Origin of the sequence: Streptomyces flavovariabilis (genome assembly GCF_000725785.1) — a bacterium.
GTDB classification, from domain to species: Bacteria; Actinomycetota; Actinomycetes; order Streptomycetales; family Streptomycetaceae; genus Streptomyces; species Streptomyces hawaiiensis.
This window is the reverse complement of the sequence record NZ_JNXD01000021.1, coordinates 97468-121871: the sequence shown is the minus strand read 5'-3', so window position 1 is coordinate 121871 and position 24404 is coordinate 97468. Positions and strand designations below refer to the sequence as shown.

The following is a 24404-nucleotide window of genomic DNA, read 5'->3' as shown; positions in this document are numbered from 1 at the left end:
CGGGAGTGTCCGCCGGTGGCATGTCATGCTGAGATACGGATCTTGGTGTGAGTCGGGAGAGAGTGCGGCGGCGTGAGGGCAGCGGGACGCGCGGTGCGGGCACGACTGCGGGACCGGATCGCGGCGTCCGACCCCGGGCTGCTGCGTCTGACGGCCGGGCTGCGGACGGTCGGCGCGATCGCCGTCACCCTGGCCGTGCTCTCCCTGCTGGGGGCCGATGTGCACCTTCTGGTGGCGGGGGCCATGGCGGCGATGGTCGCCACCTTCGCCATCCGGGAGAAGCAGCTCGGTGCTCAGGCCGTGACGCTGGCACTGGGGCTGCCGGTGGCCCTGGCCTCGGTGTCCCTGGGCGCGGTGCTCAACACGCGTCTCGTCGTCGGTGACGCCTTCTTCGTCGTCCTGATCTTCTGCGCGGTCTACGGCCGCCGGTTCGGCGACCGGGGCACCGCGCTCGGCCTGATCGGCTTCCAGGTCTACTTCCTGTCCCTGTTCGTCGGCGCCACCGTCTCTACGCTGCCCGCGCTGTGCGGTGCCATGGCCCTGGCGTTCTGCTCCAGCGCTCTGATGCGCTTCGCGGTCGTGCCCGCGACGCCCACGGGTGTCCTGCTGCGGATGCGGCTGGCCTTCCGTGCGCGGCTGGCGCAGCTGGTCTCCGCGCAGCTCGAACTGCTCGACGCCCCCGCGGACGAGATGGACAAGGCGCTGAAGGCCGTGCGCGAGGGCACCGCTCGGCTCCACGAGACGGCGATGATGATCCAGGACCGGCTGGAGGAGGGCACCCCGGACGAGTCGGCGGCGCGGCTGGTGCAGCGCAGGATCGCGGACGCCGAGATCGCCGCCGAGCGGCTCGGCCTGCTGCTGCTGACCGCCCGCAGCGCCGAACGGGCCGACACGCTCACCCTGCACCTGCCGGGCGCGCCCGCACCCTCGGTTTCCGGGCCGGCCGTGCCGGACGAGACGGGTGCCACGCTCCGCCGTGATCTGCAGGCGCTGCACGCCCTGGTGCTGCGGGCGGGCAGCGGTGACACGGGCACGGGGCTGGCCCATGTGCGCAACCGGCTCCTCGGCTACCGGGACGAGGAGAACCTGCCGCCCGCGTCGGCCGCCGTCCAGGACGTCTTCCGTGGCATCGGCGAGTCGGCCCGTGCGGTGCTCGGGCTGCGGATCGCGCTGGACGGTCCGCAGGACGAGTCGGACGACACCCCCGCGACGGCCCGCTCCCGCGAGGAACTGGACGCCGAGGACGCCGCGATCGACGGTGGCGGCGAAGAGGCGGCACAGGAGGAGCAGACGGGCCTGCGGCGGCCCACCACGCGGGCGGCCGTGCAGGTCGCCGTCGGGTCCTCTCTGGCGATCATCGGCGGCGAGCTGCTGTCCACGCAGCGCTGGTACTGGGCGGTGCTGACGTGCTGGATCGTTTTCCTCAACACCGCGTCGACGGGCGAGATCCTGGTCAAGGGATACCGGCGGCTGCTGGGCACGGTGTTCGGTGTGGTGGCCGGCATCGTCCTGGCGGGACTGGTCGGCCGGCACACCTGGACGGCGTTCGCCCTGGTGCTGGTGCTTATCTTCGCGATGTTCTACGTGGCGCCGCTGTCGTACACGCTGATGTCGTTCTTCGTGACCGCGATGCTGGGGCTGCTGTACACGCTGCTGCACACCTACAGCCTCGACGTGCTCGTGCTGCGGATCGAGGAGACGGCGCTCGGCGCGGTGTGCGGGGTGGTCGCAGCGGCGCTGGTCCTGCCGGTGCAGACGGACCGCCGTACGAACGAGCTGCTCGGCACCGTGCTGGAGCGGCTGGCCGAGGTCAGCGAGGCCGCGGTCGGCCAGCTCAGCGGCGGACCGGCGGACGAGCTCCTGGACAAGGCGCGCGACCTGGACCAGGCGCTGGCCGATCTGCGCGCCGCGACCCAGCCGCTGATCCACCCGGTCACGCCGCTGCGGACCCGGCGTCACACGGCCCGGTACGTGGTGGCGCTGCTGGAGACGTGCGCCTACCACGCGCGGACACTGGCGGCGACCGCCGAGCTGCTGCCCACGCATCCCTCGATCGCGGCGGACCCGCGGCTGCGCGGGGCGGCCGGGCGCACGGTGCGCAACATCGAGGCCATCGCGGCCCGGGTGGCCGACGAGCACGCGGGCGTGCAGGTCGAGACCGGGCCGAGCATCGCCTCCCTGCTGGGATCCGACGCCGGCACGCCGCGCTACGGCCGCATCACCGACCGGGTGCTGCGGCATCTGGAGCGGCTGGACGAAGCCGTGGTGGGCCTCGCCCGGCCGCTGGGGGTGCCGGTGGCGGCGCCCAAGGGATGAGAGCCGCCCGAGGTGTCTGAGAGGCGTTGCCCGTCAGAAGTCCGTGGGCAGTCCGCTCACCTCGGCGATGCCCCGCAGTTCCTCGGTCTGCTTGTGCCGGTCCCGGATGTAGTCGGCTATCTCGCCGAGGCGGGCCGGGTCGGACGCGGTGGTGGCGTCCGTGACGATCCTGACCGGGCCGGTGTCGTCGACGTCGAGTTCGACCACTTCGTTGTCCAGGCGGCCGGTGACGGCGGTGGCGATGACGAGCGCCACCTCGTCCCGGACCTCCTGGGGAAGTTCGTCGTTGGACCCGGAGTCGAGCGCGAAGTCGAGGCTGGACAGGCGTTCCTCTTCGATCGCCTCGAGGACCGGTTCCACCGCGCGCATGAGAAGGCGGTAGTCCTCGGTGTCCATCCGGATGCGCAGGAGGTCCAGGTACATGTCCACGGGCCGGCCATCGCCATGCGGAATCTCGGAATCGCTCATCTGCATCGTGTTCCCCACAAGACGCGACTCAGACGCGTCGCCACCGGGCCATGGCGAAGGAGAACACTCCGAAGAGCACCAGACCGGCCGCGACGCAGGCCAGCAGCCAGGGGCCGAGGGGGGTGTCGGCGAAGGAGCGCAGGGTGTCGTCCAGGCCCTTGGCCCGGTCGGGTTCGTAGTCCACGGCGGCGCGGACGGCGAAGGCCCCGGCCACCGCGAAGACCAGCCCACGGGCCGCGCCGCCGGCGACGCCGGTGACGTCCACCAGCTGCCGCGTCCGGTGGCTCATCTGCCCCAGCCGGAGCTTGTCGTGGTACTTGCGCAGCACCGCGCGTACGGCGATCCAGCCGCCGGCCACGACGATCGCGGCCCCGGCGGCACCGACCAGCCACTGGCCCGCGGGTATCTCCAGAGCCCTGGCGGTGGCGTCCCGGGACTGCTGGTCGCTGGATCCGCCGCTCTGGTGGCGGCTGATCGCGAACGACAGCACCGAGTAGGCGACGAAGACGTAGAACGCGAAGCGGACCGTTGCCATCAGCCGCTTGCGTGCGCTGCGGCCGTCCTTGCCGACCGAGCCGAAGAGCGCCTCGGACAGCCGCCACAGGGCCATGCCGACGAGCCCGATGCCCAGCGCCCACAGGAGCACCGCGCCGAACGGCTTCTGCGCCAGTTCCTGCAGGGCTCCCCCGCGGTCGGCCTGCCTGCCGCTGCCGTCGAAGGCGATCTGCAGGGCCAGCGCCCCGACGAGCAGATAGATCACGCCCCGGGCGGCGAAACCCGCCCGGGCCGCCCCCTCGGTCACCGAGCCCCGCGCCATCCGCCGCGCCCGGAACCGACCGCTCTGTGCCATCGCACTCGTGTTCATGTCGACCTCCCGGGAGTCCGGATGCCCCGGGTCGGCGTCCACACACCCGGTGCAGCCTCCGGACCAGGGGATTCCGTATCCGGCCCGGGCGCTGTCCCCCCCAGCGGCACGACGGCGCCCCAGCCGTTACGGGCTCAGGACCGCCGGAACCTCGATCCGCGGCCCGCGCGGCCGAGGGCGTGCAGGTGCTCCAGAGCGTCCAGGACCACCGTGCGGTCGTGCCAGGCGAGCCAGCGGCCCGCCTGGCCTCCGATGGTGCCGAGGGCCTTCTTCTGGGTCTGCGTCAGGCCGTTGAGGGGCCGGTCCATGTGGGCCGAGACCATGCCGACGCAGAGCCCGGCCTCGGTGGTCAGCGGGACGCTGTGACAGGCCCTGCTGCCCGCCGCGAGGATGGCTCTCCGGGCCGGTTCGGTGAATTCCGGGTCGCTCTCCACCTCGCGCACGGTGACCTGGGAGACGTTGCGGGCGGCCCGCGCGCAGGCCGTGCCGTCGTCGCCGACGTGGGCGAAGAAGTCGACGAAGTCAGGCGTGAGGCCGGTGTGCTGCTCGATGCGCAGACCTCCCCGTGCCCGGTCGGTGAGCTGCACGTTGCCCATGTCGGTACCGGTCACCACCAGGGTGGAACGCAGCACCGCCTTCAGGACGGCACTGCGGCTGCCGGAGCCGGGCCGGTGCGCCTGCGTGAAGGTCAGATCGGGTTCCGGCCCGCGGACGCGCTCCGGGAACCACACCGTGTCCTGCCCCTCGGGGCGGGGCGCCGTCACCAGGACGTCGGCCAGTGTGCGCAGCTTGATGTTGTACCGCTGGGAGGCCATCTGCATCAGCGCGAAGGCACTGTCGGCGTCTGGCAGCGTGTACCGCTCCTGCAGAATGCCCTGCGCCTGCGAGATCAGTGGGCGGACGCGGGCCCGGGCCCGCAAGTCGCGCATCTCGGCACGCAGGCGCTCCAGCTCGCCGTCGTCGGCGGCCGCTGCCCGCCCGGTTGTGAACATGGGACTCCTGATGTGACTGGCATGACGCGAACGGGTCCGGCCGCGGCTTCCGCCGTCGGCCGGACCCTTGTTCCGCCTCAACTTCCCCCTCCTGTCAGGGGCACACGATCAGGCCGGCTCCGCGACCGGCATGCGCTGTCGGGCTGTCGCCACGGCGGGTTCGCGGACCGGTGCGGGTGCGGCCGCGAGCCACTGGTGGGCGGCGTCCAGGGCGCGCTCGACGTCCCGGGTGCCGGTGGACACGCACAACGTGTACGCCAGGTCGCGTGCCCTGGGGTTCTGCTCCGCCGGTCCGCGCGCGGCCTCGGCGGCTGCCAGGGCCTCGTACTCGTCGACGAGTCGGCGCAGCACGGCGGGGTGGGGCCTCAGCATGTCGTTCGCTCCTGTGGGGTCGGATGGTCAGGCCGTCGTGGAGGTGCCGCCGCTCCCCCGGGTGCCCGTCCGCTGCCCCAGGACCTCGTCGCGCACGCGGGCGCAGCTACGGCTGATGAGGCGGGAGACGTGCATCTGGGAGATGCCGAGGTGGTCGGCGATGCGGCTCTGGGTCATGTCCTCGAAGAAGCGCATGTAGAGGATGGCCCGTTCGCGTTCCGGCAGTCGGCGCAGGCCTTCCTTGGCGGACTCGCGGTCCACGACGACGTCGTAGGACGAGTCGGCCGCGCCGAGGGTGTCCGCGAGGCTGTAGCCGTCGTCGTCGGACGAGAGCTCGGCGTCCAGCGACAGGGTGCTGAAGCTGTCCAGAGCCTCGAGCCCGGCGTTGACCTCTTCCTCGGTCAGGCCGGTGTGGGTGGCGATGTCCGCCACGGAGGGCTCGGGGCTGCCCGGGTTCTGGGTGAGTTCGCGGCGTGCCACGCGCACCTTGTTGCGCAGTTCCTGCACACGGCGGGGGACTCGCAGGGCCCACATGCGGTCCCGGAAGTGCCGCTTGACCTCGCCGGTGATGGTGGGCACGGCGTAACTTTCGAAGGCACCCCGGCTCGGGTCGAACCGGTCGATGGCCTTGACCAGGCCCAGCGCGGCGACCTGCCGGAGATCCTCGATCGACTCTCCGCGGTCGCGGAAGCGGCCGGCGATGCGGTGGGCCATGGGCAGCCACAGGGTGACCAGTTCGTCGCGGACGGCCTCCCGCTCGGGACCCTCTTCCAGCTCCGCCATCCGGGCGAAGAGGGCGGCGGTGTCGGGGGCGTCGTCGTGACGCCGCCGGGAAGCGGTGGTCGTCGTTTCGGGCGTGCCGGGACGATGGGTGGGCGTTTCGATGAGCATGCGGATTCGCTCCTGAACGGTGGTTTCAGGGACTGACCGCGGGAAGGTCGCTGCCCGGATCCGCCTGGACGGCCTCCGGGGCAGTCATACCGCTCCCGCTGGCGCGCCTCCGGTCCGAAGCACGAAACTGCGTCTGCCCTGCCCCTGGTGGTACAAACTCCGCTTTGCTGAGCAATCTGTCGGGCGCCGGCTCACGGGCGTTCAGGACAGGGGTACGACAGCGGTGATGCGCTTGCCCCCGGCGGGCAGGTCCGAAACCCGGACGTCGCGGGCGAGCCGGCAGACGATGGGCCAGCCGTGGCCGCCGTGCCGCATCCGTCCGTGCGGATCGGTGCGTGGCACGGTCACGGGCAGCGCGTCACTGCGGTCGCTCACCGAGACGCGTACACCGGGGCCGTCGATGTCCACCTGGAAGTCGGTGACGCCGCCGCCGTGCAGGATCGCGTTGGTCGTCAGCTCCGAAGCGACGAGCAGCGCGTCGGACAGGGCGTCGGTGTCGCACGGGGTGTGCGTGATCCGGCAGCGTTCGGCCACGGCTCGCTCCACGGCACGGCGCGCCTCGGCGGGTTTGCACGGCCGGGCGCGGTGGGCGCCCGGTGGCTCGAATACGGATTCGATCATGTGCTCATCGCACATTCTGCAGCTCCCTGACAGCACAGACGGTAAACCGGGTCCGGACCGCGTTCCGTGGCCGCCCGCGACGGGCTTGCCCGGGGCCCGCGGACCCACTGCTTGCTTCGACCTGCCACGGCGTTCGGGGCGTACAGCGCGAGCGCCGCAGTTCTTAGCTCTTCGGCTCACCTCTCGCCGCACCTGCAAACCTCCGGTGCGGGCGGAAGACCCGAAAACGCCTCGAACGGCCGTGAGCCGGTGCCATCTCCCGGCGCTGGGCGGGTACGCGGTGTGCATGACGGAAGTAGTGGATTCGGACGAGTTGCTGCGGCGCATCCAGCGGGCGAGGGAGTGCGCGGTGCAGGAGGAGCGGACGTGGCGGACCAGGAGCGAGGAACTCGACGCGACCGACCCGCAGGGGGCCCGGGACGCGACCGTGCGGCGGATGTCCTACGAGGCGGTGCTGCGGGTGCTGGACGAGATCGTGACTCCGGGCAAACACGGCCCTGAGAACTGACCGGGCGGAGCCGGGTGCCGGCGCGGGGCGGCCGGATTGCGGGGGACGCGCCGGGAACCCGGTGCGCATGACAGTCGACCACACGCGAGCACCGGTTCTGGAAGCCCTGGACGAGTACCGACGCAAGGGGCATCTGTCGTTCACGCCGCCCGGGCACAAGCAGGCCCGCGGCGCTGATCCGGCGGTCCGGGAGATCCTCGGTGACGCGGTGTTCCACGGGGACGTGCTGGCCTCGGGCGGTCTGGACGACCGGCTCACCCGGGGCCGGGTGCTGCAACGGGCCCAGGAGCTGATGGCCGACGCGGTGCACGCCGAGCACACGTTCTTCAGCACGTGCGGCAGTTCCCTGTCGGTGAAGGCCGCGATGCTGTCGGTCGCGGGGCCGCACGAGAAGCTGCTGGTCGGGCGCGAGGCCCACAAGTCGGTTGTGGCGGGGCTGATCATCTCCGGTATCGAACCCGTCTGGGTCGAGCCCCGGTGGGACGCCGAGCGCAATCTCGCTCATCCTCCGTCCGCCGAGGAGTTCGACCGGGCTGTCGACGCGCATCCGGACGCGCGCGGCGCTCTGGTCACGAGTCCCACGCCGTACGGCGGCTGCGCGGACCTGCGGGCGATCGCCGACGTGTGTCACCGGCGCTCACGGCCGCTGATCGTCGACGAGGCGTGGGGCGCGCATCTGCCGTTCCACCCCGGCCTGCCGTCCTGGGCGATGGACGCGGGCGCGGACATCTGCGTGACCAGCATCCACAAGATGGGCAGCGGACTGGAGCAGGGCTCGGTCTTCCATCTCCAGGGCGAGCCGGTGCCGCCGGAGTTGCTGGGGATGCGGGCGGACCTGCTGGGGACCACCAGCCCGTCGGTGCTGATCTACGCGGGCCTGGACGGCTGGCGGCGGCAGATGGCGCTGCACGGCGAGGAGCTGATGGGCGGTGCGCTGGACCTCGCGGCCGAGACCCGGGCCGCCATCGAGGAGATCGACGGACTGCACGTCAACGACCGGGACGACTTCTGCGGTCCGGGCCTGTCCGACGACCTCGACCCGCTGCCCGGCGTCATCGACCTCACCGGACTCGGTATCACGGGCTTCCAGGCGGCGGACTGGCTGCGCGAGCACCGGCACATCGACGCCCACTTGGTGGACCACCGCCGCATCGGTGCGCAGATCACCCATGGCGACGACCGGGAGACCACCGGGCAGTTGCTGGAGGCGCTGCGGGACCTCGCGCGGGCGGCGCGCGACCTGCCCAGGGCGCCGGGGGTGCAGGTGCCGTCGCCGGCGGAGCTGCGGATGGAGCAGGCGGTGCTGCCCCGGGACGCGTTCTTCGGTCCGGCCGAGACCGTGCCGGTGGCCGGGGCGGCCGGGCGGGTCGCGGCCGAGATGATCACGCCGTATCCCCCCGGCATCCCCGCGGTCCTCCCGGGCGAGCGCCTGACCGAGCCGGTGCTGGTGTACTTGCGGACGGGGCTGGAGGCGGGCATGCACCTGCCCGACCCCGAGGACCCGGAGCTGGAGACGGTCCGCGTGCTCGCGCAGTGACCCGGGCGTGAATCAGGTCACGCAACCCGGTTCAGGGGGCGCGCACACCCTCTGGATGGTTTACGGTTCATTCATACGTGGTGACGGAGTCGACCCCTCGTCCTCTGCACCACCGCTTACGGCCCTGGCTGGTCTCCCCCGTCCAGCCAGGGCTTTTTCATGCCCGGACGGCCTGTCGGAAGAAGTCTCGAACGCCGAGGTGCCCAGGGCCCCGCCAGCGGCTGAAATGGGCTTAGGGACAGCACCGCAGTCGACCGCCGGCGAGGAGCTCCGCATGACCAAAGCGATCAAACTCCTGACCGCCCTGCCTCCGCCCCAGCGGCAGCGTCTGATGACGCTCGCCCGGGAGGTGTCCTTCCCCGAGGACGCCCGGATCTTCGAGGCGGACGGCACGGCCGACCGCTTCTGGGTCATCCGCTCCGGCGCCGTCTCCCTGGACCAGCAGGTGAACTCCCTGCAGCGGGTGACCGTGGCCAGCCTCGGCGCGGGCGACCTGCTCGGCTGGTCGTGGCTGTTCCCGCCCTACACCTGGGACTTCGGCGCGGTGGCGTTCAGCCCGGTGCGGGCCTACGAGTTCGACGCGGACGCCGTGCTGGCGCTGTGCGAGCAGGACCCGGAACTGGGGATGATGCTGGTGCGCAACGTCGCCGAGGTGCTCGCGCACCGGCTGGAGATGACCCGGGGCAAGCTGATGGAGCAGTACACGCTGCACCGGCGCGGAGCCCTGTGAGACGTCAGACGCGGTAGCGCCACAGCGCCGGCACCGCGGCGGCAGGACCGGCATCACCGCGACCGACCAGCGGTCCGCCGCCCGCGACGGCCGTGCGGCGGCCGAAGGCGGATCCCGCGGTGCCGTGCAGCACGTCGGCGAGGCGCGGGCCGCGCGCCACGAGCACCCCGCGGCCGAGGTGTCAGCTGCCGAGGACGAGTACCGCGCCGAGCACGATCATGGTGGCGGCGACCAGGCCGTCCAGAACGCGCCAGGCGGCGGGCTTGGCGAGAAAACGCCCGAGCATCCGGGCACCGAACCCGAGGGCGGTGAACCAGCACAGACTGGCCAGCACCGCGCCGAGGCCGAACGTCCAGCGCAGTGCACCGTGGTCGGCGGCGACGGAGCCCAGCAGGAACACGGTGTCGAGGTAGACGTGCGGGTTGAGCCAGGTCATCGCGAGGCAGGTGAGCACGGCCCGGCGCACCGATCCGGCCGCATCCCCCTCCGTCCTCAGCGCCTCTCCGCCGGGCCGGAACACCCGGCGGGCGGCCAGGGCGCCGTAGCCCAGCAGGAACGCCCCGCCGATCCAGCCGACCACCGTCAGCGCGCCCGGCCACTTCACCACCACCGCGCCGACACCGCCGACCCCGAGCGCGATGAGCGCCGCGTCCGACAGGGCGCAGATGGCGACCACGGCGAGGACGGCCTGGCGGCGGACCCCCTGGCGCAGGACGAAGGCGTTCTGGGCGCCGATGGCGACGATGAGGGACAGTCCGGTGCCGAAACCGGCGGCGCCGGCGGTGAAGGTGCTGGTCATGGCGTCGACGCTACGGATGCGCCATGTCAGGGTCCAGCTAAAGATTCTTACGTATCATTAGCACTCGTGATGATGACGGATCTCCCGCTGGACCAGGTGCGGACCCTGCTGGCCGTCGTGGACGAGGGGACGTTCGACGCGGCGGCGGCCGCGCTGCATGTGACGCCGTCGGCGATCAGCCAGCGGGTGAAGGCGCTGGAGCAGCGCACGGGGCGGGTCCTGCTGCTGCGGACCAAGCCGGTGCGGCCGACCGAGTCGGGCGAGGTGCTGGTGCGGCTGGCCCGCCAGGTGGCGCGGCTGGAGCACGACGCCTCCGCGGAGCTCGGGCTGAGCGGTGCCGGGGAGCCGGTCCGGGTGTCGGTCGCGGTGAACGCGGACTCGCTGGCCACCTGGTTCCTGCCCGTCCTCACGCGGGTTCCGCAGGAGCTGCGGCTCTACTTCGAGCTGCGCCGCGAGGACGAGGACCACACGGCGGCACTGCTGCGGGAGGGCGTGGTGATGGCCGCGGTGACCTCGTCGCCGGACCCAGTGCCCGGCTGCTCCGTACGCTCGCTCGGGCGGATGCGCTACCTCCTCGTGGCCTCCCCGGGCTTCGCCGCGCACCACCTCGGCGGGCCGCCGGCGCAGGCGCTCACGGAGGCGCCCGTGGTGGTCTTCGACCGGCGTGACGACTTCCAGGACGGTTTCGTCCGCGGGCTCACCCGGGGGCGGAGCGGCGCGAGCACGCTGCGGCATTACGTGCCGACCTCGGAGGGCTTCGTCCAGGCCGTCGCAGCCGGGCTGGGCTGGGGTCTGGTGCCGGAGCCCCAGGCGGATCCGCTGCTGCGCGACGGCCGGCTGGTCGGCATCGCCCCGGGCCGCGTGGTCGACGTGCCGCTGTACTGGCAGCAGTGGAAGCTCGATTCGCCGGCGCTGGCCCAGGTGGCACAGACGGTGACGGCGACCGCGGCGGAAGCCCTGCGCCCCTGACGCCCGGGCCCGCTCAGCACCTAGATGGCGTCCAGCCGGGCCGCCGCGCTGTCCAGCAGCATCTCCAGGGCCGTCGGGTAGGCGCTGGTGAGCATGCGGGTGGCGAGCAGGGGCGCCGCCTCGGCGATGCGCGGATGGGTGGTGGCGGGCAGGTGGGCGTACGTCGAGCGCCACATGTCCTCGTCGGCGTGGAGCGAGTCGCTGGGCAGGGCCAGTGAGGCGGCGTCCAGCGCGGCGAAGGCCAGGGTCTGGTCGATGAAGGCGTGGTAGATGCGCACGGTGTCGTGCAGCGGGAAGCCGGCCGTGCGCAGGACGTCCAGGACGGTCTCGTCGGCGGCCAGCTCATGGGCCCGGCCCGTGACGCGGTTCGTGGTCAGCAGGGCGGCCTGGGGATGGGCGAGATACGCGGCGTGGATGCGCAGCCCGAAGGACCGCAGGTCCGCCCGCCACTCCCCCGTGGGCCGCCAGCCCTCCAGTGCGCGGCCGATGAGCGCGTCGCCGATGGCGAGGGTCAGATCGTCCATGCCCCGGAAGTAGCGGTACAGGGTGCTCGGGTCGGCGTCCAGGGCGAGGCCCAGCCGGCGGGCGGTCAGTCCCGCGCTGCCGTGTTCGCGCAGCATGCGCAGCGCGGTCTGGACGATCAGTTCCTCGGACAGCACGGTGCCGCTCTTGGTGGGCCTGCGCCGTCGGCGTTTCTCCTCGGGCACCACGGGCTTGGGCACGGCGTGCTCCCTCCTCGGGGCCCTGTGGTCCCGCCCCGGTCCTTATGCCAACGCCATTGACCTTATGACAGGAGGCGGCGTTGTATCTCCCCCAAGGACGCGTCACGTTCTTCGCAAACAGGGAGTTTCTGACATGCGTGTACTGCTCGTGGGTGCCGGGGGTGTGGGCGGGGCGATCACTCGGATCGCGGCACGGCGGCCGTTCTTCGAGGCCATGGTGGTGGCCGACTACGACCCGGACCGTGCCGGGGCGGCCGTCGCGGCGCTGGGCGGCGACGCCCGGTTCACCGCCGAGCAGGTGGACGCGGGCGACGAGGCGGCGGTGACCCGCCTGCTCGCCCGGCACCGCTGCGACGTCCTCCTCAACGCCACCGACCCCCGCTTCGTGATGCCGCTGTTCCGCGCGGCCCGGGCCGCCGGCGCCACCTATCTCGACATGGCGATGTCGCTGTCCCGCCCGCACGCCGAGCGGCCGTACGAGGAGTGCGGGGTCAAGCTCGGCGACGAGCAGTTCGCGCAGGCCGCCGACTGGGAGAAGGAGGGGCTGCTGGCCCTCGTCGGCATGGGCGTCGAGCCGGGCCTGTCGGACGTCTTCGCGCGGTACGCCGCCGACGAACTCTTCGACGGGATCGAGGAGATCGGCATCCGCGACGGCGCGAACCTGACCGTCGACGGCTATGACTTCGCGCCCTCCTTCAGCATCTGGACCACCATCGAGGAGTGCCTCAACCCGCCCGTCGTCTACGAGACGGGCAAGGGCTGGTTCACCACCGCGCCCTTCAGTGAGCCCGAGGTCTTCGACTTCCCCGAGGGCATCGGCCCGGTCGAGTGCGTGAACGTGGAGCACGAGGAGGTGCTGCTCGTCCCCCGCTGGATCGACGCCCGCCGGGTGACCTTCAAGTACGGCCTGGGCCGGGAGTTCGTCGAGACGCTGAAGACACTGCATCTGCTGGGCCTGGACCGCACCGACCCGGTGACCGTGCCCGGACCGGACGGCCCGGTGGCGGTATCGCCCCGGGACGTGGTCGCCGCGTGCCTGCCCGACCCGGCGACGCTGGGCGAGCGGATGCACGGCAAGACGTGTGCGGGCACCTGGGTGCGGGGCGTGAAGGACGGCGAGCCGCGCGAGGTGTACCTGTACCACGTGGTCGACAACCAGTGGTCCATGGCGGAGTACGGCTCCCAGGCCGTGGTGTGGCAGACCGCGATCAACCCCGTCGTCGCGCTCGAACTCCTCGCCACGGGCGCCTGGTCGGGGACGGGCGTGCTCGGCCCGGAGGCCTTCCCGGCCCGGCCCTTCCTGGACCTGCTGACGCACTACGGTTCCCCCTGGGGCATGCGGGAGCGGTGAACGACGGTCCGGGAATGCCCTGTTTCACCGCGCATCGAGAGGTCACCCGCATGAGGAGCAAGTCCGAGAGAGCACGTTTCTACTGCGATGCAGGTGACTTCGATGGACAACTGGCGAGACCACGCTGCCTGTCGGCACGAGGACCCCGAGCTCTTCTTCCCGATCGGCACCTCCGGCCCGGCTCTGTTGCAGACGGAGCAGGCCAAGGCGGTGTGCCGACGGCGCTGCCCCGTGCAGGAGCAGTGTCTGCAATGGGCCCTGGACACGGGTCAGTCCATCGGCGTGTGGGGCGGGACGAGTGAGAACGAACGGCGCGCGCTGAAGCGCCGCACGGCGGCCCGGCGCCGCTCCGGCTGACACCGGCCAACCACCCCTGGGGGCCCGGGGCCTGTCGTTCGGATCAGGTCGGCTGCGAGAGACGGGGCCATTCAGCCGTCCTGCTCGGGTCGGCATGATCCAGACGGCAGGCCCCTAGCCGCGCCGCAGCGGTCCCCAGGGGTTCTCCTGGCGGGCCACTTCCGCCTTCGCCTCGTCGATCACCCGCCGGTCGATCCAGCACATCGGGCGGACGTCGGTGACCAGCGGTTCGTTGTCGGGGCCGCGGGCGGCCTCCTGTCCGGCGAGCACCCAGGGGTGGACTCCCGGCCCCTTGTCGTGCGGCAGATGGGCGTAGTCGTGCAGGCGGCGGGCCACCCACACGCGGACCGGCCGGTCCTCCCACCACTCCTCGACGCCGAGCGGGTTGGCGGACAGGCCCGGCAGGGACACGCCGGTCAGGTCGTCGGTGCTGGACGCCCTGCGGAGATCGATCTCCGGGCCGCGCGACCAGCGGACGTACAGGCCCTGGTGCCGTTCCACGAGCGCGGCGAGTTCGTCGAGCGTACGCACGACCGGCAGGTCGTCCGGTGCGCTCATGTCATGACCTCCTTCCTCGACGCCGCCAGGCGGAAGGAGTACCCCGCCCGGCACGAGCGGAATCGGCCGTTTCGCACCGACGGTGCCGGGCCCCGGCCAGGGGATTAGGCTCGCGGCAGACCCGTACCACCGCGGAGAGGAGCCGAACATGAGCGTGCGCGTGCGCCGTGTCTACGACCCTGCCGAGCCGGAGGACGGGGTGCGGGTCCTGGTCGACCGGCTGTGGCCGCGCGGACTGGCCAAGGACGCGGCTCGGGTGGACCGGTGGCCGAAGGCCGTCACCCCGTCGGCGGAGCTGCGCCGCTGGTACCACGCGGGCGAGGGATCGTACGAGGAGTTCGCCGATCGGTACGAGGCGGAGCTCGCCGCCGACGAGGCCGCCGAGGCGCTCGACGGTGTGCGTGAGCTGGTCCGCGAGGGTGAGGTGACCCTGCTGACCGCGTCGAAGACACCTGATCGGAGTCACGCCGCCGTGCTGGCCCGCCTCCTCGAGTCCTGAGGGAGCGGGCCGTCCCGTACGGTCAGGCGGTCTGCCGCGCCGCCGCCCGCCCCGCCGCCCGCCCCGAGAAGAGGCAGCCGCCGAGGAAGGTGCCCTCCAGGGCGTTGTAGCCGTGCACGCCGCCGCCGCCGAATCCGGCGACCTCACCGGCCGCGTACAGCCCCTCGACCGGCTTGCCGTCGGTCCCGAGGGCGCGGGAGTCGAGGTCGGTCTGGATGCCGCCGAGGGTCTTGCGGGTGAGGATGTGCAGCTTGACGCCGATCAGCGGGCCCGCCGCCGGGTCGAGGATGCGGTGCGGAGTGGCGACCCGGCCGAGGCGGTCGCCGATGTAGCGGCGGGCGTTGCGGATGCCCTGCACCTGGGCGTCCTTGGCGTAGGGGTTGGCGATCTGCAGGTCACGGGCCTCGATCTGGCGCTTGATCCCGGCCGCGTCGAGGAGCGGCTCGTCGGTGAGGTCGTTCATCTTCGCGACGAGCTGTTCGACGCTTGACGCGGTCACGAAGTCGGCGCCCTTGCGCAGGAACGCGTCGACCGGTCCGGGCGCGCCCTTGCCGAGGATGCGTTCCTTGAGGAATCCGGCACGGTCCTTGGCGGTGATGTCGGGGTTCTGCTCCGAGCCCGACAGGGCGAACTCCTTCTCGATCATCTTCTGCGTGAGGATGAACCAGGAGTGGTCGTGCCCGGCGATGTCCTCGGTGGTGCGCAGGTGCTTCAGTGTGCCGAGGGTGTCGTAGCCGGGCAGGCAGGGCCCGGGCAGGCGGCGGCCGAGGGCGTCGAACCACATCGAGGACGGGCCGGGCAGGATGCGGATGCCGTGGCCGGGCCAGATCGGGTCCCAGTTCTGCAGGCCCTCGGTGTAGTGCCACATGCGGTCGCGGTTGACCAGCCGGACGCCCGCCTCGGCGCTGATGTCGAGCATCCGCCCGTCGACGTAGGCGGGGACGCCGGTGACCATCTCGCGGGGCGGGGTGCCGAGGCGTTCGGGCCAGTAGCGGCGGACGATGTCGTGGTTCGCGCCGATGCCGCCGCTGGTGACGACGACGGCCTGGGCGGTGAGTTCGAACTCGCCGATCACGTCGCGACTGGAGGCGACGCCCCGGGGGGCGGGGTCCTCGGCCAGGACCGTGCCGCGCACGCCCCGGGCGGTGCCGTCCTCGACGACGAGGGCGTCGACGCGGTGGCGGTGGTGGAAGGTGAGCAGGCCGTCGCGGGAGGCCTGCTCGGCGTACCGCACGAACGGTTCGACGACGCCGGTTCCGGTGCCCCAGGCGATGTGGAACCGGGGCACGCTGTTGCCGTGCCCGTGCGCCGTGAGGTCGCCGCGCTCGGCCCAGCCGACGGTGGGCAGGAACGTGATGCCGTGTCCTTCGAGCCAGGACCGCTTCTCCCCCGCGGCGAACTCGACGTAGGCGCGGGCCCAGCGCACGGCCCAGGAGTCCTCGTCCTCCAGTCGGTCGAAGCCCGCGCTGCCCCGCCAGTCGCTCCAGGCGAGGTCGAAGGAGTCCTTGATGCCCAGGCGCCGCTGCTCGGGCGAACCCACGATGAACAGTCCGCCGAAGGACCAGAAGGCCTGGCCGCCGAGGTTGCCCGCGTTCTCCTGGTCGACGAGGGCGACCCTCCGGCCCCTGCTGGTCAGTTCGTGCGCCGCGACCAGCCCGGCGAGGCCCGCTCCGACGACGATGACATCGGCATCCATGGCGACCGTCCCTTCTTCAGTTCTTCGTGTGATCGAGGGTGCCGCTGCCGTCGGTCAGCAGGGCCGTGAGCAGTTGCTTCAGCCAGGCGCGGGCGTGCTCCAGGTCCCGGTCCAGCAGCAGTTGTGTGGTGACGCCGTCGTACGCGGCGACCACGGCACGGGCGGCGCCGTCGGTGCCGCCCAGCACGGCGGGCAGAGCGGTGTGCCCGCGGGCCCGCCCCAGCCGGTCGGCGATGGCCTGCCGCAGCCGCGCGCGGTGTTCGAGCAGGCTCCGTGCCACCTCCGGGTCGCGGGCGGCGTGCACGAGGAAGTCCGTCTTCACCAGCAGCCAGTCGCGGTCGAGCAGCAGCACGTCGGTGACGCGGTCCACGGCGGCGGGCACGTCGAGGCCGGGCCCGTCGAGGGCGAGGGCCCCGGACACCTGCTCCGCGATCAGCTCGGCGCGCTCCCGGTACAGGGCGAAGAACAGCTCGTCGAGGCTGGAGAAGTTGGAGTAGAAGGCGCCCCTGCTGTAGCCGGCGGCCTCGCAGACCTCCTCGATCGAGACGTGCCCGAAGCCCTTGGCCGCAAACACGGAGAACGCCGCGTCCAGGAGGTTGGCGCGGGTGTGGACACGGCGCCTGGTCACGCGCCCGGTGCTTCCTTCGACAGCCATGCCGGACCCCCTTTCGATACACGACTGTATTGGATACACCGATGTATCGAAAGGGCGAGTTCTCGATGGAACATACTTTCGATTAGGGGTACGCTGGCCACATGCACCTCCAGGGCTCCCTTTTCGACCAGGCCGACGAGCTGCGCCTCGGCCCTCTGGACGGGATCAGCCGTACCCACCTCGGCTTCGGTGCCTGGCTCGACGTGCTCCCCGGGTGGCTCAGCGGCGCGGACGAACTGTTCGAACAGCTGGCCGCGGAGGTTCCGTGGCGGGCGGAGCGGCGCAAGATGTACGACAACGTGGTCGACGTCCCCCGCCTCCTCGCGTTCTACGGCGTGGACGACCGGCTGCCGCACCCGGTGCTGGCCGACGCCCGGGACGCGTTGAGTGCCCACTACCGCGAGGAGCTGGGAGAACCGTTCACCACGGCCGGGCTGTGCTACTACCGGGACGGCCGGGACAGCGTGGCGTGGCACGGCGACCGGATCGGGCGCGGTGCGCATGAGGACACGATGGTCGCGATCCTGTCCGTGGGAGCGCCCCGGGATCTGCTGCTGCGCCCCGTCGGAGGCGGCCGGGACACCGTGCGCCGGCCCCTGGGCCACGGCGACCTCATCGTGATGGGCGGCTCCTGCCAGCGCACCTGGGAGCACGCGATCCCCAAGAGCTCCCGCGCGAAGGAGCCGCGCATCAGCATCCAGTTCCGCCCGCACGGCGTGCGCTGAGGACGGACGAACGGCCCCCGCCGCACGGGCCCGTTGAGGCGGACCCGGCGATTCCGTCCGCCGCCGGGTCTGCTTCTCTTCTCCCAGCGGGCCGGTACCGGGACCGCACAGGGCGGGGCGATCATGCGGGCGGACGTACGGCAAGTCGCGGACAGCACCTACCTGGTGCACGGTTCTCACACCAACTGGGTGATCCTCAAGGAGGGGGACGCCGTCACGCTGGTCGACACCGGCTACCCCGGCGACCGGCAGCGGGTCCTCGCCTCGCTCGCGCAGGTGGGCAGCTCCCCGGAGGCCGTCGCGGCCGTGCTGATCACGCACGCGCACAACGACCATCTGGGCAACGCCGAGTACCTGCGCGCCGCGTACGGCACGCCCGTGCACCTGCACGAGGCCGAAGTGCCGCACGCGCGCCGGGAGTTCCTGCACCAGGTGTCCGTCGGGACGGTGCTGAGGAACGGCTGGCGGCCCGGGGTGCTGCCGTGGGCGGTACGCGCGCTGCGCTCGGGCGGTACGGCCGACGTCCCCGTCACCGCTCCGCAGGCGTTCCCGGCGGCGGGCGCCCTGGACCTTCCGGGACGGCCGGTACCGGTGCACACGCCCGGCCACACCGGCGGACACTGTGCCTACCACCTGCCCGGCACCGGAGTACTGATCTCCGGGGACGCCCTGGTCAGCGGGCATCCCACCGCGCGAGTGGAGGGGCCGCAGCTGCTGCCGGACATGTTCCACCACGAGCGGCCGCGTGCCGTGGCCTCCCTGGACGTCCTGGCGGAGCTGGAGGGCGAGGTGCTGCTCCCCGGGCACGGGCCGGTCCACCGCGGGCCGGTGCGGGACGCCGCTCACCTGGCCCGGGAACGCGCCCTCTAGAGTGAGGCGACGATCGGCGGCGAGACAAGGACACCCGGCGCATGGCACTGCAGATCAGCGCGACGAACCCCGAGCATCCCGCGCTCTTGCTGGAGCTGCCGTGGCACCTGCCCCTGGAGGACTGGCCGCAGGAGTACCTCGTCCCGCTGCCGCGCGGCATCTCCCGGCACGTGGTGCGCTACTCCCGGGCCGGCGACGAGGTGATCGCCGTCAAGGAACTGGCCCAGCGGCCCGCCCAACGCGAGTACGACATGCTGCGCGACCTGGACCGGCTCGGCATCCCGTCGGTGGACCCGCTCGCCGTGGTCACCGGCCGGACCGACGCGAACGGCGCCCCGCTGGAGAGCGTCCTGGTCACCCGGCACCTGGGCGGCTCGATGCCGTACCGCTCGATGTTCGAGACGACCATGCGCCCGGCCACCATGCACCGGCTGATGGACGCGCTCGCCGTGCTCCTGGTGCGACTGCATCTCGCCGGGTTCGCGTGGGGCGACTGCTCGCTGTCCAACACCCTCTTCCGGCGCGACGCGGGCGCCTTCGCCGCCTACCTGGTCGACGCCGAGACCGGTGACCTGCATCCGCAGCTCAGCACCGGACAGCGGGACTACGACCTCGACCTCGCCCGGGTGAACATCAGCGGGGAGCTGCTGGATCTGGAGGCCTCGGGGGCGCTGCACCCGTCGGTGGACCCGATCGAGTTCGGCATGGAGATCTGCGCCCGCTACCGCGGCCTGTGGGACGAGCTGACCCGGGCCTCCGTCTATCCGGCCGGCAAGTACCACTACATCGATCGCCGGATCCGGCGCCTGAACGACCTCGGTTTCGACGTCGCCGAGATGCAGATCGAGCACGCCTCGAACGGGGACACGGTCAGCTTCGTGCCCAAGGTCGTCGACGCGGGCCACCACCAGCGGCAGCTGCTGCGCCTGACCGGTCTGGACACCGAGGAGAACCAGGCCCGGCGGCTGCTGAACGACCTGGAGAGCTGGATGGCGACCCAGGACGACTACGCCCCGGGCGACCCCCTCGGCGCCCGCCCCGAGGTGCTGGCGCACCGCTGGGTGCGGGAGGTGTTCCGGCCGACCGTGCGCGCCGTGCCGCTCGAACTGCGCGGCGCCATGGACCCGGCGGAGATCTACCACCAGCTCCTCGAACACCGCTGGTACCTGTCCGAGCGGGCCCAGCACGACATCGGCCTCGACGCGGTGGTCGAGGACTACATCCGGAACATCCTGCCCAAGGCCCGCAAGACGCTGCAGCCGACGGCGGAGTGAGCGGCCGACGCCCTCACCCGTGGGGCACCACCGCCACCGGGCAGTCCGCGTGGTGCAGCATCCCGTGGGCAACCGAGCCGATACGGGCCCCGACGGCCGTGCGGTGGGCCCGGCGGCCGACGACCATCAACTGGGCCGTCCCGGCCACCGACAGCAGCACCTGACTCGCGCTCCCCATCTCCACGTGCTCCTCCACCCGCACGTCGGGGAAGCGTTCCCGCCAGGGCCGGACGGCGGCGGCCAGGCTCTTCTTCTCGTACGGCTCCAGGCCCCCGGCCTGGTCGAGCAGCTTCAGCGAGCCCGGGCTGTAGGCGAAGACGGGCGGCAGGTTCCAGGCCCGCACGACCCGCACCGTCGCCCCGCGCGCGGCGGCCGTCTCGAAGGCGAAGCGCAGCGCCCCGGCGCTGTCCTCGGGGTCGCCCTGCTGGCCGACGACGATCTCACGCCCCGCTGCCTCGGAGGAGGGCCGGTCGCCGGCCCGGACGAGCACCACGGGCCGGGTGGCCGCGGCGATCACCTGCTGGCCGACCGAGCCGAGCAGGAATCCGACGATGCGGCCGTGCCCGCGCGAGCCGAGCACCATCGTCTCGGCGTCGGCCGCGGCGGCGACCAGGGTGTCGGCCACCGGGCCCTCGACGACATCGGTGGTCACCGCGAGATCCGGATGCCGTTCGGTGACGGTCCCGACGGCCTCGGTCACCGCGCTGTGCACCCACTCGGCCTGGCTGTCCGCGTCCCCCTCGATCCCCGCTTCGAGCGCCTCCTGCGGCTGGACCCGCCAGGCGTGCACCACGCGCAGCGGCCGGCCACGCCGCACCGCCTCCCGCGCGGCCCAGCCGAGGGCCGCGAGGCTCTCCTGCGATCCGTCGACCCCTGCGGTGATCGGGCGTGTCATCCCGCTGCCTCCCTTGTCGATCACTCCATGCCGGTGCCCAGTCTTCCCTACCCCTGAATGGGGCCCGCCGGAGCCGATCTCCCTATCGGAGCGCCGCGCAGCGATCGAACATACGATGGGCGGAGGTCGGCGCGGTGCCCCCGGGACGCCGTGCCGTGAATCGACCGCCCGGCGTGGGGGACGTATGGCACAGGCCGCCGATTCGGCGCGGACCGTCATCATGACCGTGGACGACGACCCGGGGGTCTCCCGGGCCGTGGCCCGGGACCTGAGGCGGCGGTACGGCGCGTCGTACCGGATCGTGCGGGCGGAGTCCGGCGAGTCCGCGCTGGACGCGCTGCGGGAGCTGAAGCTGCGCGGCGATCTCGTGGCCGTCATCCTGGCCGACTACCGGATGCCGCAGATGAACGGCATCGAGTTCCTCGAACAGGCCCTGGACGTCTACCCGGGCGCGCGGCGCGTGCTGCTGACCGCGTACGCGGACACGAACGCCGCGATCGACGCGATCAACGTCGTCGACCTCGACCACTATCTCCTCAAGCCGTGGGACCCGCCCGAGGAGAAGCTGTACCCGGTCCTCGACGATCTGCTCCGGGCGTGGCGCTCCAGCGACTTCCGGCCCGTGCCCAGCACCAAGGTCGTGGGGCACCGGTGGTCCTCGCGCTCCTCGGACATACGGGAGTTCCTCGCCCGCAACCAGGTGCCGTACCGGTGGTACTCCTCCGACGAGCCGGAGGGGCGGCGGCTGCTGGCCGCGGCCGGCGAGGACGGGTTGCGGCTGCCGGTGGTGATCACGCCGGACGGGACACCTCTCGTCGAGCCGGAGGCCGTCGACCTCGCCACCCGGGTCGGGCTGGCGACGACCCCGACGGCCGACTTCTACGACCTGGTCGTGATCGGCGGCGGCCCGGCCGGGCTCGGCGCGGCGGTCTACGGCGCCTCCGAGGGGCTGCGGACCGTGCTGGTGGAACGGTCGGCGACCGGCGGGCAGGCGGGGCAGAGCTCCCGCATCGAGAACTACCTGGGCTTCCCCGACGGGGTGTCGGGCGCGCAGCTCACCGACCGGGCGCGGCGGCAGGCGGCGAAGTTCGGCGCCGAGATCCTCACCGCGCGCGAGGTGACGGCCCTGGAGGTCAACGGCGCCGCCCGGATCGTGCGGTTCTCCGACGGCTCGGCGGTCGCCGCGCACAGCGTGATCCTGGCGACCGGCGTGTCCTACCGCCAGCTGGCGGCGCCCGGCTGCGAGGACCTGACGGGCTGCGGCGTGTACTACGGGTCGGCCCTGACGGAGGCTCCCGCCTGCCAGGATCAGGACGTGTACATCGTCGGCGGCGCCAACTCCGCCGGGCAGGCGGCGATGTACCTGTCCCGGGGCGCCAAGTCGGTGACGCTGCTGGTGCGCGGCGATGCGCTGACAGCGTCCATGTCGCACTACCTGATCCGGCAGATCGAGGAGTCGCCCAACATCCAGGTGCGCACCCGCACGGTCGTCGAGGAGGCGCACGGCGACGGCCACCTGGAGCGGCTGACACTGCGGGACGTGGACAGCGGGCAGACCGAACAGGTCGACGCGCAGTGGGTGTTCGTGTTCATCGGCGCGGCCCCGCTGACCGGCTGGCTGGACGGCACGGTGCTGCGGGACGAGCGCGGGTTCATCCTCGCCGGGCCGGACCTGACCGCCGACGGCCGCCCGCCGGAAGGCTGGGAGCTGGACCGGCCGCCGTACCACCTGGAGACCAATGTGCCCGGCGTGTTCGTGGCGGGCGACGCCCGCTCCGAGTCCGCGAAGCGGGTCGCGTCCGCCGTCGGAGAGGGAGCCATGGCCGTGATGCTCGTCCACCGGTACCTGGAGCAGTCATGAGTGGGCGGTCGGCGCCGTGCGACCCGCAGGAGATCGGGGCGCTGTTCCTGTTCGAGAAGCTCACGCCCGGGCAGCTCGGCAGGCTGTGCAGCGAGGGGCGGGTGGAGCGGTTCGAGCCCGGCCCCGTGTACACCGAGGGCGAACCCGCCACCTGCTTCTACGTGATGCTCGAGGGCACGGTGGTGCTGTACCGCCGGGTCGGCGGGGACGACGTGGAGGTCACGCGGACCTCCCAGCGCGGGGTGTACGCGGGATCCATGCAGGCGTACCTGGGCGACCGGGTGCGGCAGGTCTACAACAACTCCATGCGCGTCACGGAGCCGACGCGGTTCTTCGTGCTGCCCGCCGACACGTTCGCGGGGATCATGCAGGAGTGGTTCCCGATGGCGGTGCATCTGCTGGAGGGGCTGTTCTTCGGTTCGAAGAGCACGCAGCGGGCCATCGGCCAGCGTGAACGGCTGCTGGCGCTGGGCTCGTTGTCGGCGGGGCTCACGCACGAGCTCAACAACCCCGCTGCGGCGGCCGTACGGGCGACGTCGACGCTGCGGGAGCGGGTCGGCAAGATGCGCCACAAGCTGGCGGTCATCGCCCAGGGTTCGTACTCCCCCGAGGTCATGGCCAACCTCATCGACATCCAGGAGCGCACGGCCGAACGGGTCGCGAAGGCGCCGGCGCTGAGTCCGCTGGAGGCGTCCGACCGGGAGGACGCCGTCGCCGACTGGCTGGACGACCAGGGCATCCCCGAGGGCTGGCGGATCGCGCCCACCTTCGTGCAGGCCGGTCTCGACGTGGACTGGCTGGACCAGGTCGCCGCGGCGGTGGACGAGGACATCCTGCCGAACGCGATCGGGTGGCTCAACTACACCGTCGAGACCGAGCTGCTGATGGACGAGATCAACGACTCGACCACCCGCATCTCGCACCTCGTCGACGCCGCGAAGCAGTACTCGCAGCTCGACCGGGCGCCCTTCCGACACGCAGACGTGCACGAACTCCTCGACTCCACCCTGCTGATGCTGTCCGGCAAGATCGGCAAACGCATCAAGGTCGTCAAGGACTACGACCGTACGCTGCCGACGATCCCCGCCTACCCCGCGGAACTCAACCAGGTGTGGACGAACCTCATCGACAACGCGGTGGCGGCGATGAACAGCGCGGGCGGCGAAGGGACCTTGACCGTGCGGACGGCCGCGGAACACGACCGGCTGCTGGTGGAGTTCCGTGACACGGGCGTCGGCATCCCGGCCGAGGACCGGGAGCGGATCTTCGATCCCTTCTTCACCACCAAGCCGGTGGGTGAGGGGACCGGGCTCGGTCTCGACATCTCCTGGCGGATCGTGGTCAACAAGCACCACGGGAGCATCCGGGTGGAGTCGGAGCCGGGGGACACGCGTTTCCAGGTACTGCTTCCGCTGACAGCGGTCGAGGAGGAGTCGGCATGAGTGCGGAGAACGGAATCGACCCGGGTGCCGCGCCGAGCGGCAGTGGTTGCGCGGAGTGCGACGCGGCGGGCGGATGGTGGTTCCATCTGCGGCGGTGTGCGCAGTGCGGGCATGTGGGGTGCTGTGACAGTTCACCGGCGAAGCACGCGACGGGGCATTTCCGGGAGACCGGGCATCCGTTCGTGCAGAGCTTCGAGCCCGGCGAGGACTGGTACTGGAACTATGAGACCAACGAGTTGTACGAGGGCGGGCCGGAGCTGGCCGGGCCGGTGAGTCATCCGGCCGATCAGACGGCACCGGGGCCTGCGGGGCGGGTGCCCGACGACTGGGCGAAGGTGTTGCGGGCCTAGGAGCCCGGCGCTGTCGCGTCGATGCGGCAGCGGATTGTCTGTGGTGGGTCGCGCGGTTCTCCGCCGCGCCCCTGAACAAGA

Annotated in this window: 26 protein-coding genes and 1 pseudogene; 14 read left to right on the top strand and 13 right to left on the bottom strand. The window is 72.1% G+C overall.

What is annotated here, in order from left to right:
- Window positions 1–72 precede the first annotated feature (72 nt).
- Window positions 73–2316, top strand: a complete 2244-nt coding sequence (locus IO24_RS0131415; protein ID WP_031141557.1) for an FUSC family protein — start codon at window positions 73–75, stop codon at window positions 2314–2316.
- A gap of 33 nt (window positions 2317–2349) precedes the next feature.
- Here IO24_RS0131415 and IO24_RS0131410 read toward each other — a convergent pair whose 3' ends face one another.
- The 6 genes from IO24_RS0131410 to IO24_RS0131385 all read right to left on the bottom strand — a co-directional run bounded on the left by IO24_RS0131410 (window position 2350) and on the right by IO24_RS0131385 (window position 6540).
- Window positions 2350–2784: a hypothetical protein gene (locus IO24_RS0131410; protein WP_031141555.1), complete on the bottom strand. Its 435-nt coding sequence runs from the start codon at window positions 2782–2784 to the stop codon at window positions 2350–2352.
- A 28-nt stretch (window positions 2785–2812) separates the two neighbouring features.
- Complete coding sequence (locus IO24_RS0131405) at window positions 2813–3649, bottom strand: DUF1206 domain-containing protein (protein ID WP_031141553.1); 837 nt, start codon at window positions 3647–3649, stop codon at window positions 2813–2815.
- A gap of 134 nt (window positions 3650–3783) precedes the next feature.
- A complete protein-coding gene (locus tag IO24_RS0131400; RefSeq protein WP_051905983.1) occupies window positions 3784–4641 on the bottom strand; it encodes an ANTAR domain-containing protein in 858 nt (285 codons plus the stop codon).
- Between the two features lie 108 nt (window positions 4642–4749).
- The gene (locus tag IO24_RS0131395) at window positions 4750–5013 is read right to left on the bottom strand and encodes a DUF5133 domain-containing protein (RefSeq protein ID WP_031141550.1); all 264 of its coding nucleotides are present in this window, start codon (window positions 5011–5013) and stop codon (window positions 4750–4752) included.
- A 27-nt stretch (window positions 5014–5040) separates the two neighbouring features.
- Window positions 5041–5904 (bottom strand): RNA polymerase sigma factor SigF, encoded by an 864-nt coding sequence (locus IO24_RS0131390; protein ID WP_031141548.1) that lies wholly within the window; start codon window positions 5902–5904, stop codon window positions 5041–5043.
- Between the two features lie 201 nt (window positions 5905–6105).
- Window positions 6106–6540 carry an ATP-binding protein gene (locus IO24_RS0131385; RefSeq protein ID WP_031141546.1) on the bottom strand — a complete coding sequence of 145 codons (435 nt, stop codon included), beginning with the start codon at window positions 6538–6540 and terminating at the stop codon, window positions 6106–6108.
- A 271-nt stretch (window positions 6541–6811) separates the two neighbouring features.
- Here IO24_RS0131385 and IO24_RS0131380 point away from each other — a divergent pair, with 271 nt between their 5' ends.
- The 3 genes from IO24_RS0131380 (at window position 6812) to IO24_RS0131370 (ending at window position 9300) form a co-directional block, all read left to right on the top strand.
- Window positions 6812–7033 (top strand): hypothetical protein, encoded by a 222-nt coding sequence (locus IO24_RS0131380; RefSeq protein WP_031141544.1) that lies wholly within the window; start codon window positions 6812–6814, stop codon window positions 7031–7033.
- 67 nt (window positions 7034–7100) lie between these two features.
- A complete protein-coding gene (locus tag IO24_RS0131375; protein ID WP_031141542.1) occupies window positions 7101–8570 on the top strand; it encodes an aminotransferase class I/II-fold pyridoxal phosphate-dependent enzyme in 1470 nt (489 codons plus the stop codon).
- A 274-nt stretch (window positions 8571–8844) separates the two neighbouring features.
- Window positions 8845–9300 (top strand): cyclic nucleotide-binding domain-containing protein, encoded by a 456-nt coding sequence (locus IO24_RS0131370; RefSeq protein ID WP_031141540.1) that lies wholly within the window; start codon window positions 8845–8847, stop codon window positions 9298–9300.
- A 4-nt stretch (window positions 9301–9304) separates the two neighbouring features.
- On the opposite strand, the pseudogene IO24_RS44655 reads toward IO24_RS0131370, so the two are convergent.
- Together IO24_RS44655 and IO24_RS0131360 are read right to left on the bottom strand one after the other, a co-directional pair.
- Window positions 9305–9466: pseudogene (locus tag IO24_RS44655) on the bottom strand (MFS transporter); the annotation flags it as partial.
- Between the two features lie 15 nt (window positions 9467–9481).
- On the bottom strand, window positions 9482–10099 hold the full coding sequence (locus IO24_RS0131360) for a LysE/ArgO family amino acid transporter (protein ID WP_031141538.1): 618 nt from the start codon (window positions 10097–10099) through the stop codon (window positions 9482–9484).
- A gap of 69 nt (window positions 10100–10168) precedes the next feature.
- Between IO24_RS0131360 and IO24_RS0131355 the strand changes: the two genes are divergently transcribed.
- Window positions 10169–11068 (top strand): LysR family transcriptional regulator ArgP, encoded by a 900-nt coding sequence (locus IO24_RS0131355; protein WP_037668863.1) that lies wholly within the window; start codon window positions 10169–10171, stop codon window positions 11066–11068.
- A gap of 20 nt (window positions 11069–11088) precedes the next feature.
- Here the strand turns inward: IO24_RS0131355 and IO24_RS0131350 are convergent, their stop codons facing one another.
- Window positions 11089–11790, bottom strand: a complete 702-nt coding sequence (locus IO24_RS0131350) for a TetR/AcrR family transcriptional regulator (protein ID WP_031141535.1) — start codon at window positions 11788–11790, stop codon at window positions 11089–11091.
- A 133-nt stretch (window positions 11791–11923) separates the two neighbouring features.
- Here IO24_RS0131350 and IO24_RS0131345 point away from each other — a divergent pair, with 133 nt between their 5' ends.
- Together IO24_RS0131345 and IO24_RS0131340 are read left to right on the top strand one after the other, a co-directional pair.
- Window positions 11924–13141 (top strand): saccharopine dehydrogenase family protein, encoded by a 1218-nt coding sequence (locus IO24_RS0131345; RefSeq protein ID WP_031141533.1) that lies wholly within the window; start codon window positions 11924–11926, stop codon window positions 13139–13141.
- 102 nt (window positions 13142–13243) lie between these two features.
- Window positions 13244–13498, top strand: coding sequence for a WhiB family transcriptional regulator (locus IO24_RS0131340; RefSeq protein WP_030844076.1), 255 nt, complete (start codon window positions 13244–13246; stop codon window positions 13496–13498).
- A gap of 114 nt (window positions 13499–13612) precedes the next feature.
- Here IO24_RS0131340 and IO24_RS0131335 read toward each other — a convergent pair whose 3' ends face one another.
- On the bottom strand, window positions 13613–14056 hold the full coding sequence (locus IO24_RS0131335) for a DUF6098 family protein (protein ID WP_031141531.1): 444 nt from the start codon (window positions 14054–14056) through the stop codon (window positions 13613–13615).
- Window positions 14057–14204: 148 nt separating this feature from the next.
- Here IO24_RS0131335 and IO24_RS0131330 point away from each other — a divergent pair, with 148 nt between their 5' ends.
- Window positions 14205–14555: a DUF488 domain-containing protein gene (locus IO24_RS0131330; RefSeq protein ID WP_031141530.1), complete on the top strand. Its 351-nt coding sequence runs from the start codon at window positions 14205–14207 to the stop codon at window positions 14553–14555.
- Window positions 14556–14577: 22 nt separating this feature from the next.
- Here the strand turns inward: IO24_RS0131330 and IO24_RS0131325 are convergent, their stop codons facing one another.
- Together IO24_RS0131325 and IO24_RS0131320 are read right to left on the bottom strand one after the other, a co-directional pair.
- Window positions 14578–16251, bottom strand: coding sequence for an FAD-binding dehydrogenase (locus IO24_RS0131325; protein ID WP_031141529.1), 1674 nt, complete (start codon window positions 16249–16251; stop codon window positions 14578–14580).
- A gap of 16 nt (window positions 16252–16267) precedes the next feature.
- Window positions 16268–16906 (bottom strand): TetR/AcrR family transcriptional regulator, encoded by a 639-nt coding sequence (locus IO24_RS0131320; protein ID WP_031141527.1) that lies wholly within the window; start codon window positions 16904–16906, stop codon window positions 16268–16270.
- A 101-nt stretch (window positions 16907–17007) separates the two neighbouring features.
- Between IO24_RS0131320 and IO24_RS0131315 the strand changes: the two genes are divergently transcribed.
- The 3 genes from IO24_RS0131315 to IO24_RS0131305 all read left to right on the top strand — a co-directional run bounded on the left by IO24_RS0131315 (window position 17008) and on the right by IO24_RS0131305 (window position 19775).
- Complete coding sequence (locus IO24_RS0131315; protein ID WP_031141525.1) at window positions 17008–17631, top strand: alpha-ketoglutarate-dependent dioxygenase AlkB; 624 nt, start codon at window positions 17008–17010, stop codon at window positions 17629–17631.
- 123 nt (window positions 17632–17754) lie between these two features.
- A complete protein-coding gene (locus tag IO24_RS0131310) occupies window positions 17755–18501 on the top strand; it encodes an MBL fold metallo-hydrolase (protein WP_031141523.1) in 747 nt (248 codons plus the stop codon).
- Window positions 18502–18542: 41 nt separating this feature from the next.
- Window positions 18543–19775, top strand: coding sequence for a DUF4032 domain-containing protein (locus tag IO24_RS0131305; protein WP_031141520.1), 1233 nt, complete (start codon window positions 18543–18545; stop codon window positions 19773–19775).
- A 13-nt stretch (window positions 19776–19788) separates the two neighbouring features.
- Here IO24_RS0131305 and IO24_RS0131300 read toward each other — a convergent pair whose 3' ends face one another.
- Window positions 19789–20670: a universal stress protein gene (locus tag IO24_RS0131300; RefSeq protein WP_031141518.1), complete on the bottom strand. Its 882-nt coding sequence runs from the start codon at window positions 20668–20670 to the stop codon at window positions 19789–19791.
- Between the two features lie 184 nt (window positions 20671–20854).
- Between IO24_RS0131300 and IO24_RS0131295 the strand changes: the two genes are divergently transcribed.
- From IO24_RS0131295 to IO24_RS0131285, 3 genes are read left to right on the top strand one after another with little or no spacing between them, the layout of a single operon-like run.
- The gene (locus IO24_RS0131295; RefSeq protein WP_031141516.1) at window positions 20855–22531 is read left to right on the top strand and encodes an NAD(P)/FAD-dependent oxidoreductase; all 1677 of its coding nucleotides are present in this window, start codon (window positions 20855–20857) and stop codon (window positions 22529–22531) included.
- Window positions 22528–23973 (top strand): ATP-binding protein, encoded by a 1446-nt coding sequence (locus IO24_RS0131290; RefSeq protein WP_031141514.1) that lies wholly within the window; start codon window positions 22528–22530, stop codon window positions 23971–23973. Before IO24_RS0131295 ends, IO24_RS0131290 begins: the two co-directional genes overlap by 4 nt.
- A complete protein-coding gene (locus tag IO24_RS0131285) occupies window positions 23970–24323 on the top strand; it encodes a UBP-type zinc finger domain-containing protein (protein ID WP_031141512.1) in 354 nt (117 codons plus the stop codon). The genes IO24_RS0131290 and IO24_RS0131285 overlap by 4 nt, the downstream gene beginning before the upstream one ends.
- The last annotated feature ends 81 nt before the right edge of the window (window positions 24324–24404 follow it).

Coding starts and splice junctions, on each gene's coding strand:
- IO24_RS0131360 (WP_031141538.1), bottom strand. CDS start 10,099: ATGACCAGCACCTTCACCGCCGGCGCCGCCGGTTTCGGCACCGGACTG.
- IO24_RS0131335 (WP_031141531.1), bottom strand. CDS start 14,056: ATGAGCGCACCGGACGACCTGCCGGTCGTGCGTACGCTCGACGAACTC.
- IO24_RS0131380 (WP_031141544.1), top strand. CDS start 6,812: ATGACGGAAGTAGTGGATTCGGACGAGTTGCTGCGGCGCATCCAGCGG.
- IO24_RS0131325 (WP_031141529.1), bottom strand. CDS start 16,251: ATGGATGCCGATGTCATCGTCGTCGGAGCGGGCCTCGCCGGGCTGGTC.
- IO24_RS0131320 (WP_031141527.1), bottom strand. CDS start 16,906: ATGGCTGTCGAAGGAAGCACCGGGCGCGTGACCAGGCGCCGTGTCCAC.
- IO24_RS0131405 (WP_031141553.1), bottom strand. CDS start 3,649: ATGAACACGAGTGCGATGGCACAGAGCGGTCGGTTCCGGGCGCGGCGG.
- IO24_RS0131300 (WP_031141518.1), bottom strand. CDS start 20,670: ATGACACGCCCGATCACCGCAGGGGTCGACGGATCGCAGGAGAGCCTC.
- IO24_RS0131370 (WP_031141540.1), top strand. CDS start 8,845: ATGACCAAAGCGATCAAACTCCTGACCGCCCTGCCTCCGCCCCAGCGG.
- IO24_RS0131295 (WP_031141516.1), top strand. CDS start 20,855: ATGGCACAGGCCGCCGATTCGGCGCGGACCGTCATCATGACCGTGGAC.
- IO24_RS0131385 (WP_031141546.1), bottom strand. CDS start 6,540: ATGTGCGATGAGCACATGATCGAATCCGTATTCGAGCCACCGGGCGCC.
- IO24_RS0131310 (WP_031141523.1), top strand. CDS start 17,755: ATGCGGGCGGACGTACGGCAAGTCGCGGACAGCACCTACCTGGTGCAC.
- IO24_RS0131410 (WP_031141555.1), bottom strand. CDS start 2,784: ATGAGCGATTCCGAGATTCCGCATGGCGATGGCCGGCCCGTGGACATG.
- IO24_RS0131355 (WP_037668863.1), top strand. CDS start 10,169: ATGATGACGGATCTCCCGCTGGACCAGGTGCGGACCCTGCTGGCCGTC.
- IO24_RS0131285 (WP_031141512.1), top strand. CDS start 23,970: ATGAGTGCGGAGAACGGAATCGACCCGGGTGCCGCGCCGAGCGGCAGT.
- IO24_RS0131340 (WP_030844076.1), top strand. CDS start 13,244: ATGGACAACTGGCGAGACCACGCTGCCTGTCGGCACGAGGACCCCGAG.
- IO24_RS0131345 (WP_031141533.1), top strand. CDS start 11,924: ATGCGTGTACTGCTCGTGGGTGCCGGGGGTGTGGGCGGGGCGATCACT.
- IO24_RS0131305 (WP_031141520.1), top strand. CDS start 18,543: ATGGCACTGCAGATCAGCGCGACGAACCCCGAGCATCCCGCGCTCTTG.
- IO24_RS0131400 (WP_051905983.1), bottom strand. CDS start 4,641: ATGTTCACAACCGGGCGGGCAGCGGCCGCCGACGACGGCGAGCTGGAG.
- IO24_RS0131395 (WP_031141550.1), bottom strand. CDS start 5,013: ATGCTGAGGCCCCACCCCGCCGTGCTGCGCCGACTCGTCGACGAGTAC.
- IO24_RS0131330 (WP_031141530.1), top strand. CDS start 14,205: ATGAGCGTGCGCGTGCGCCGTGTCTACGACCCTGCCGAGCCGGAGGAC.
- IO24_RS0131375 (WP_031141542.1), top strand. CDS start 7,101: ATGACAGTCGACCACACGCGAGCACCGGTTCTGGAAGCCCTGGACGAG.
- IO24_RS0131290 (WP_031141514.1), top strand. CDS start 22,528: ATGAGTGGGCGGTCGGCGCCGTGCGACCCGCAGGAGATCGGGGCGCTG.
- IO24_RS0131390 (WP_031141548.1), bottom strand. CDS start 5,904: ATGCTCATCGAAACGCCCACCCATCGTCCCGGCACGCCCGAAACGACG.
- IO24_RS0131315 (WP_031141525.1), top strand. CDS start 17,008: ATGCACCTCCAGGGCTCCCTTTTCGACCAGGCCGACGAGCTGCGCCTC.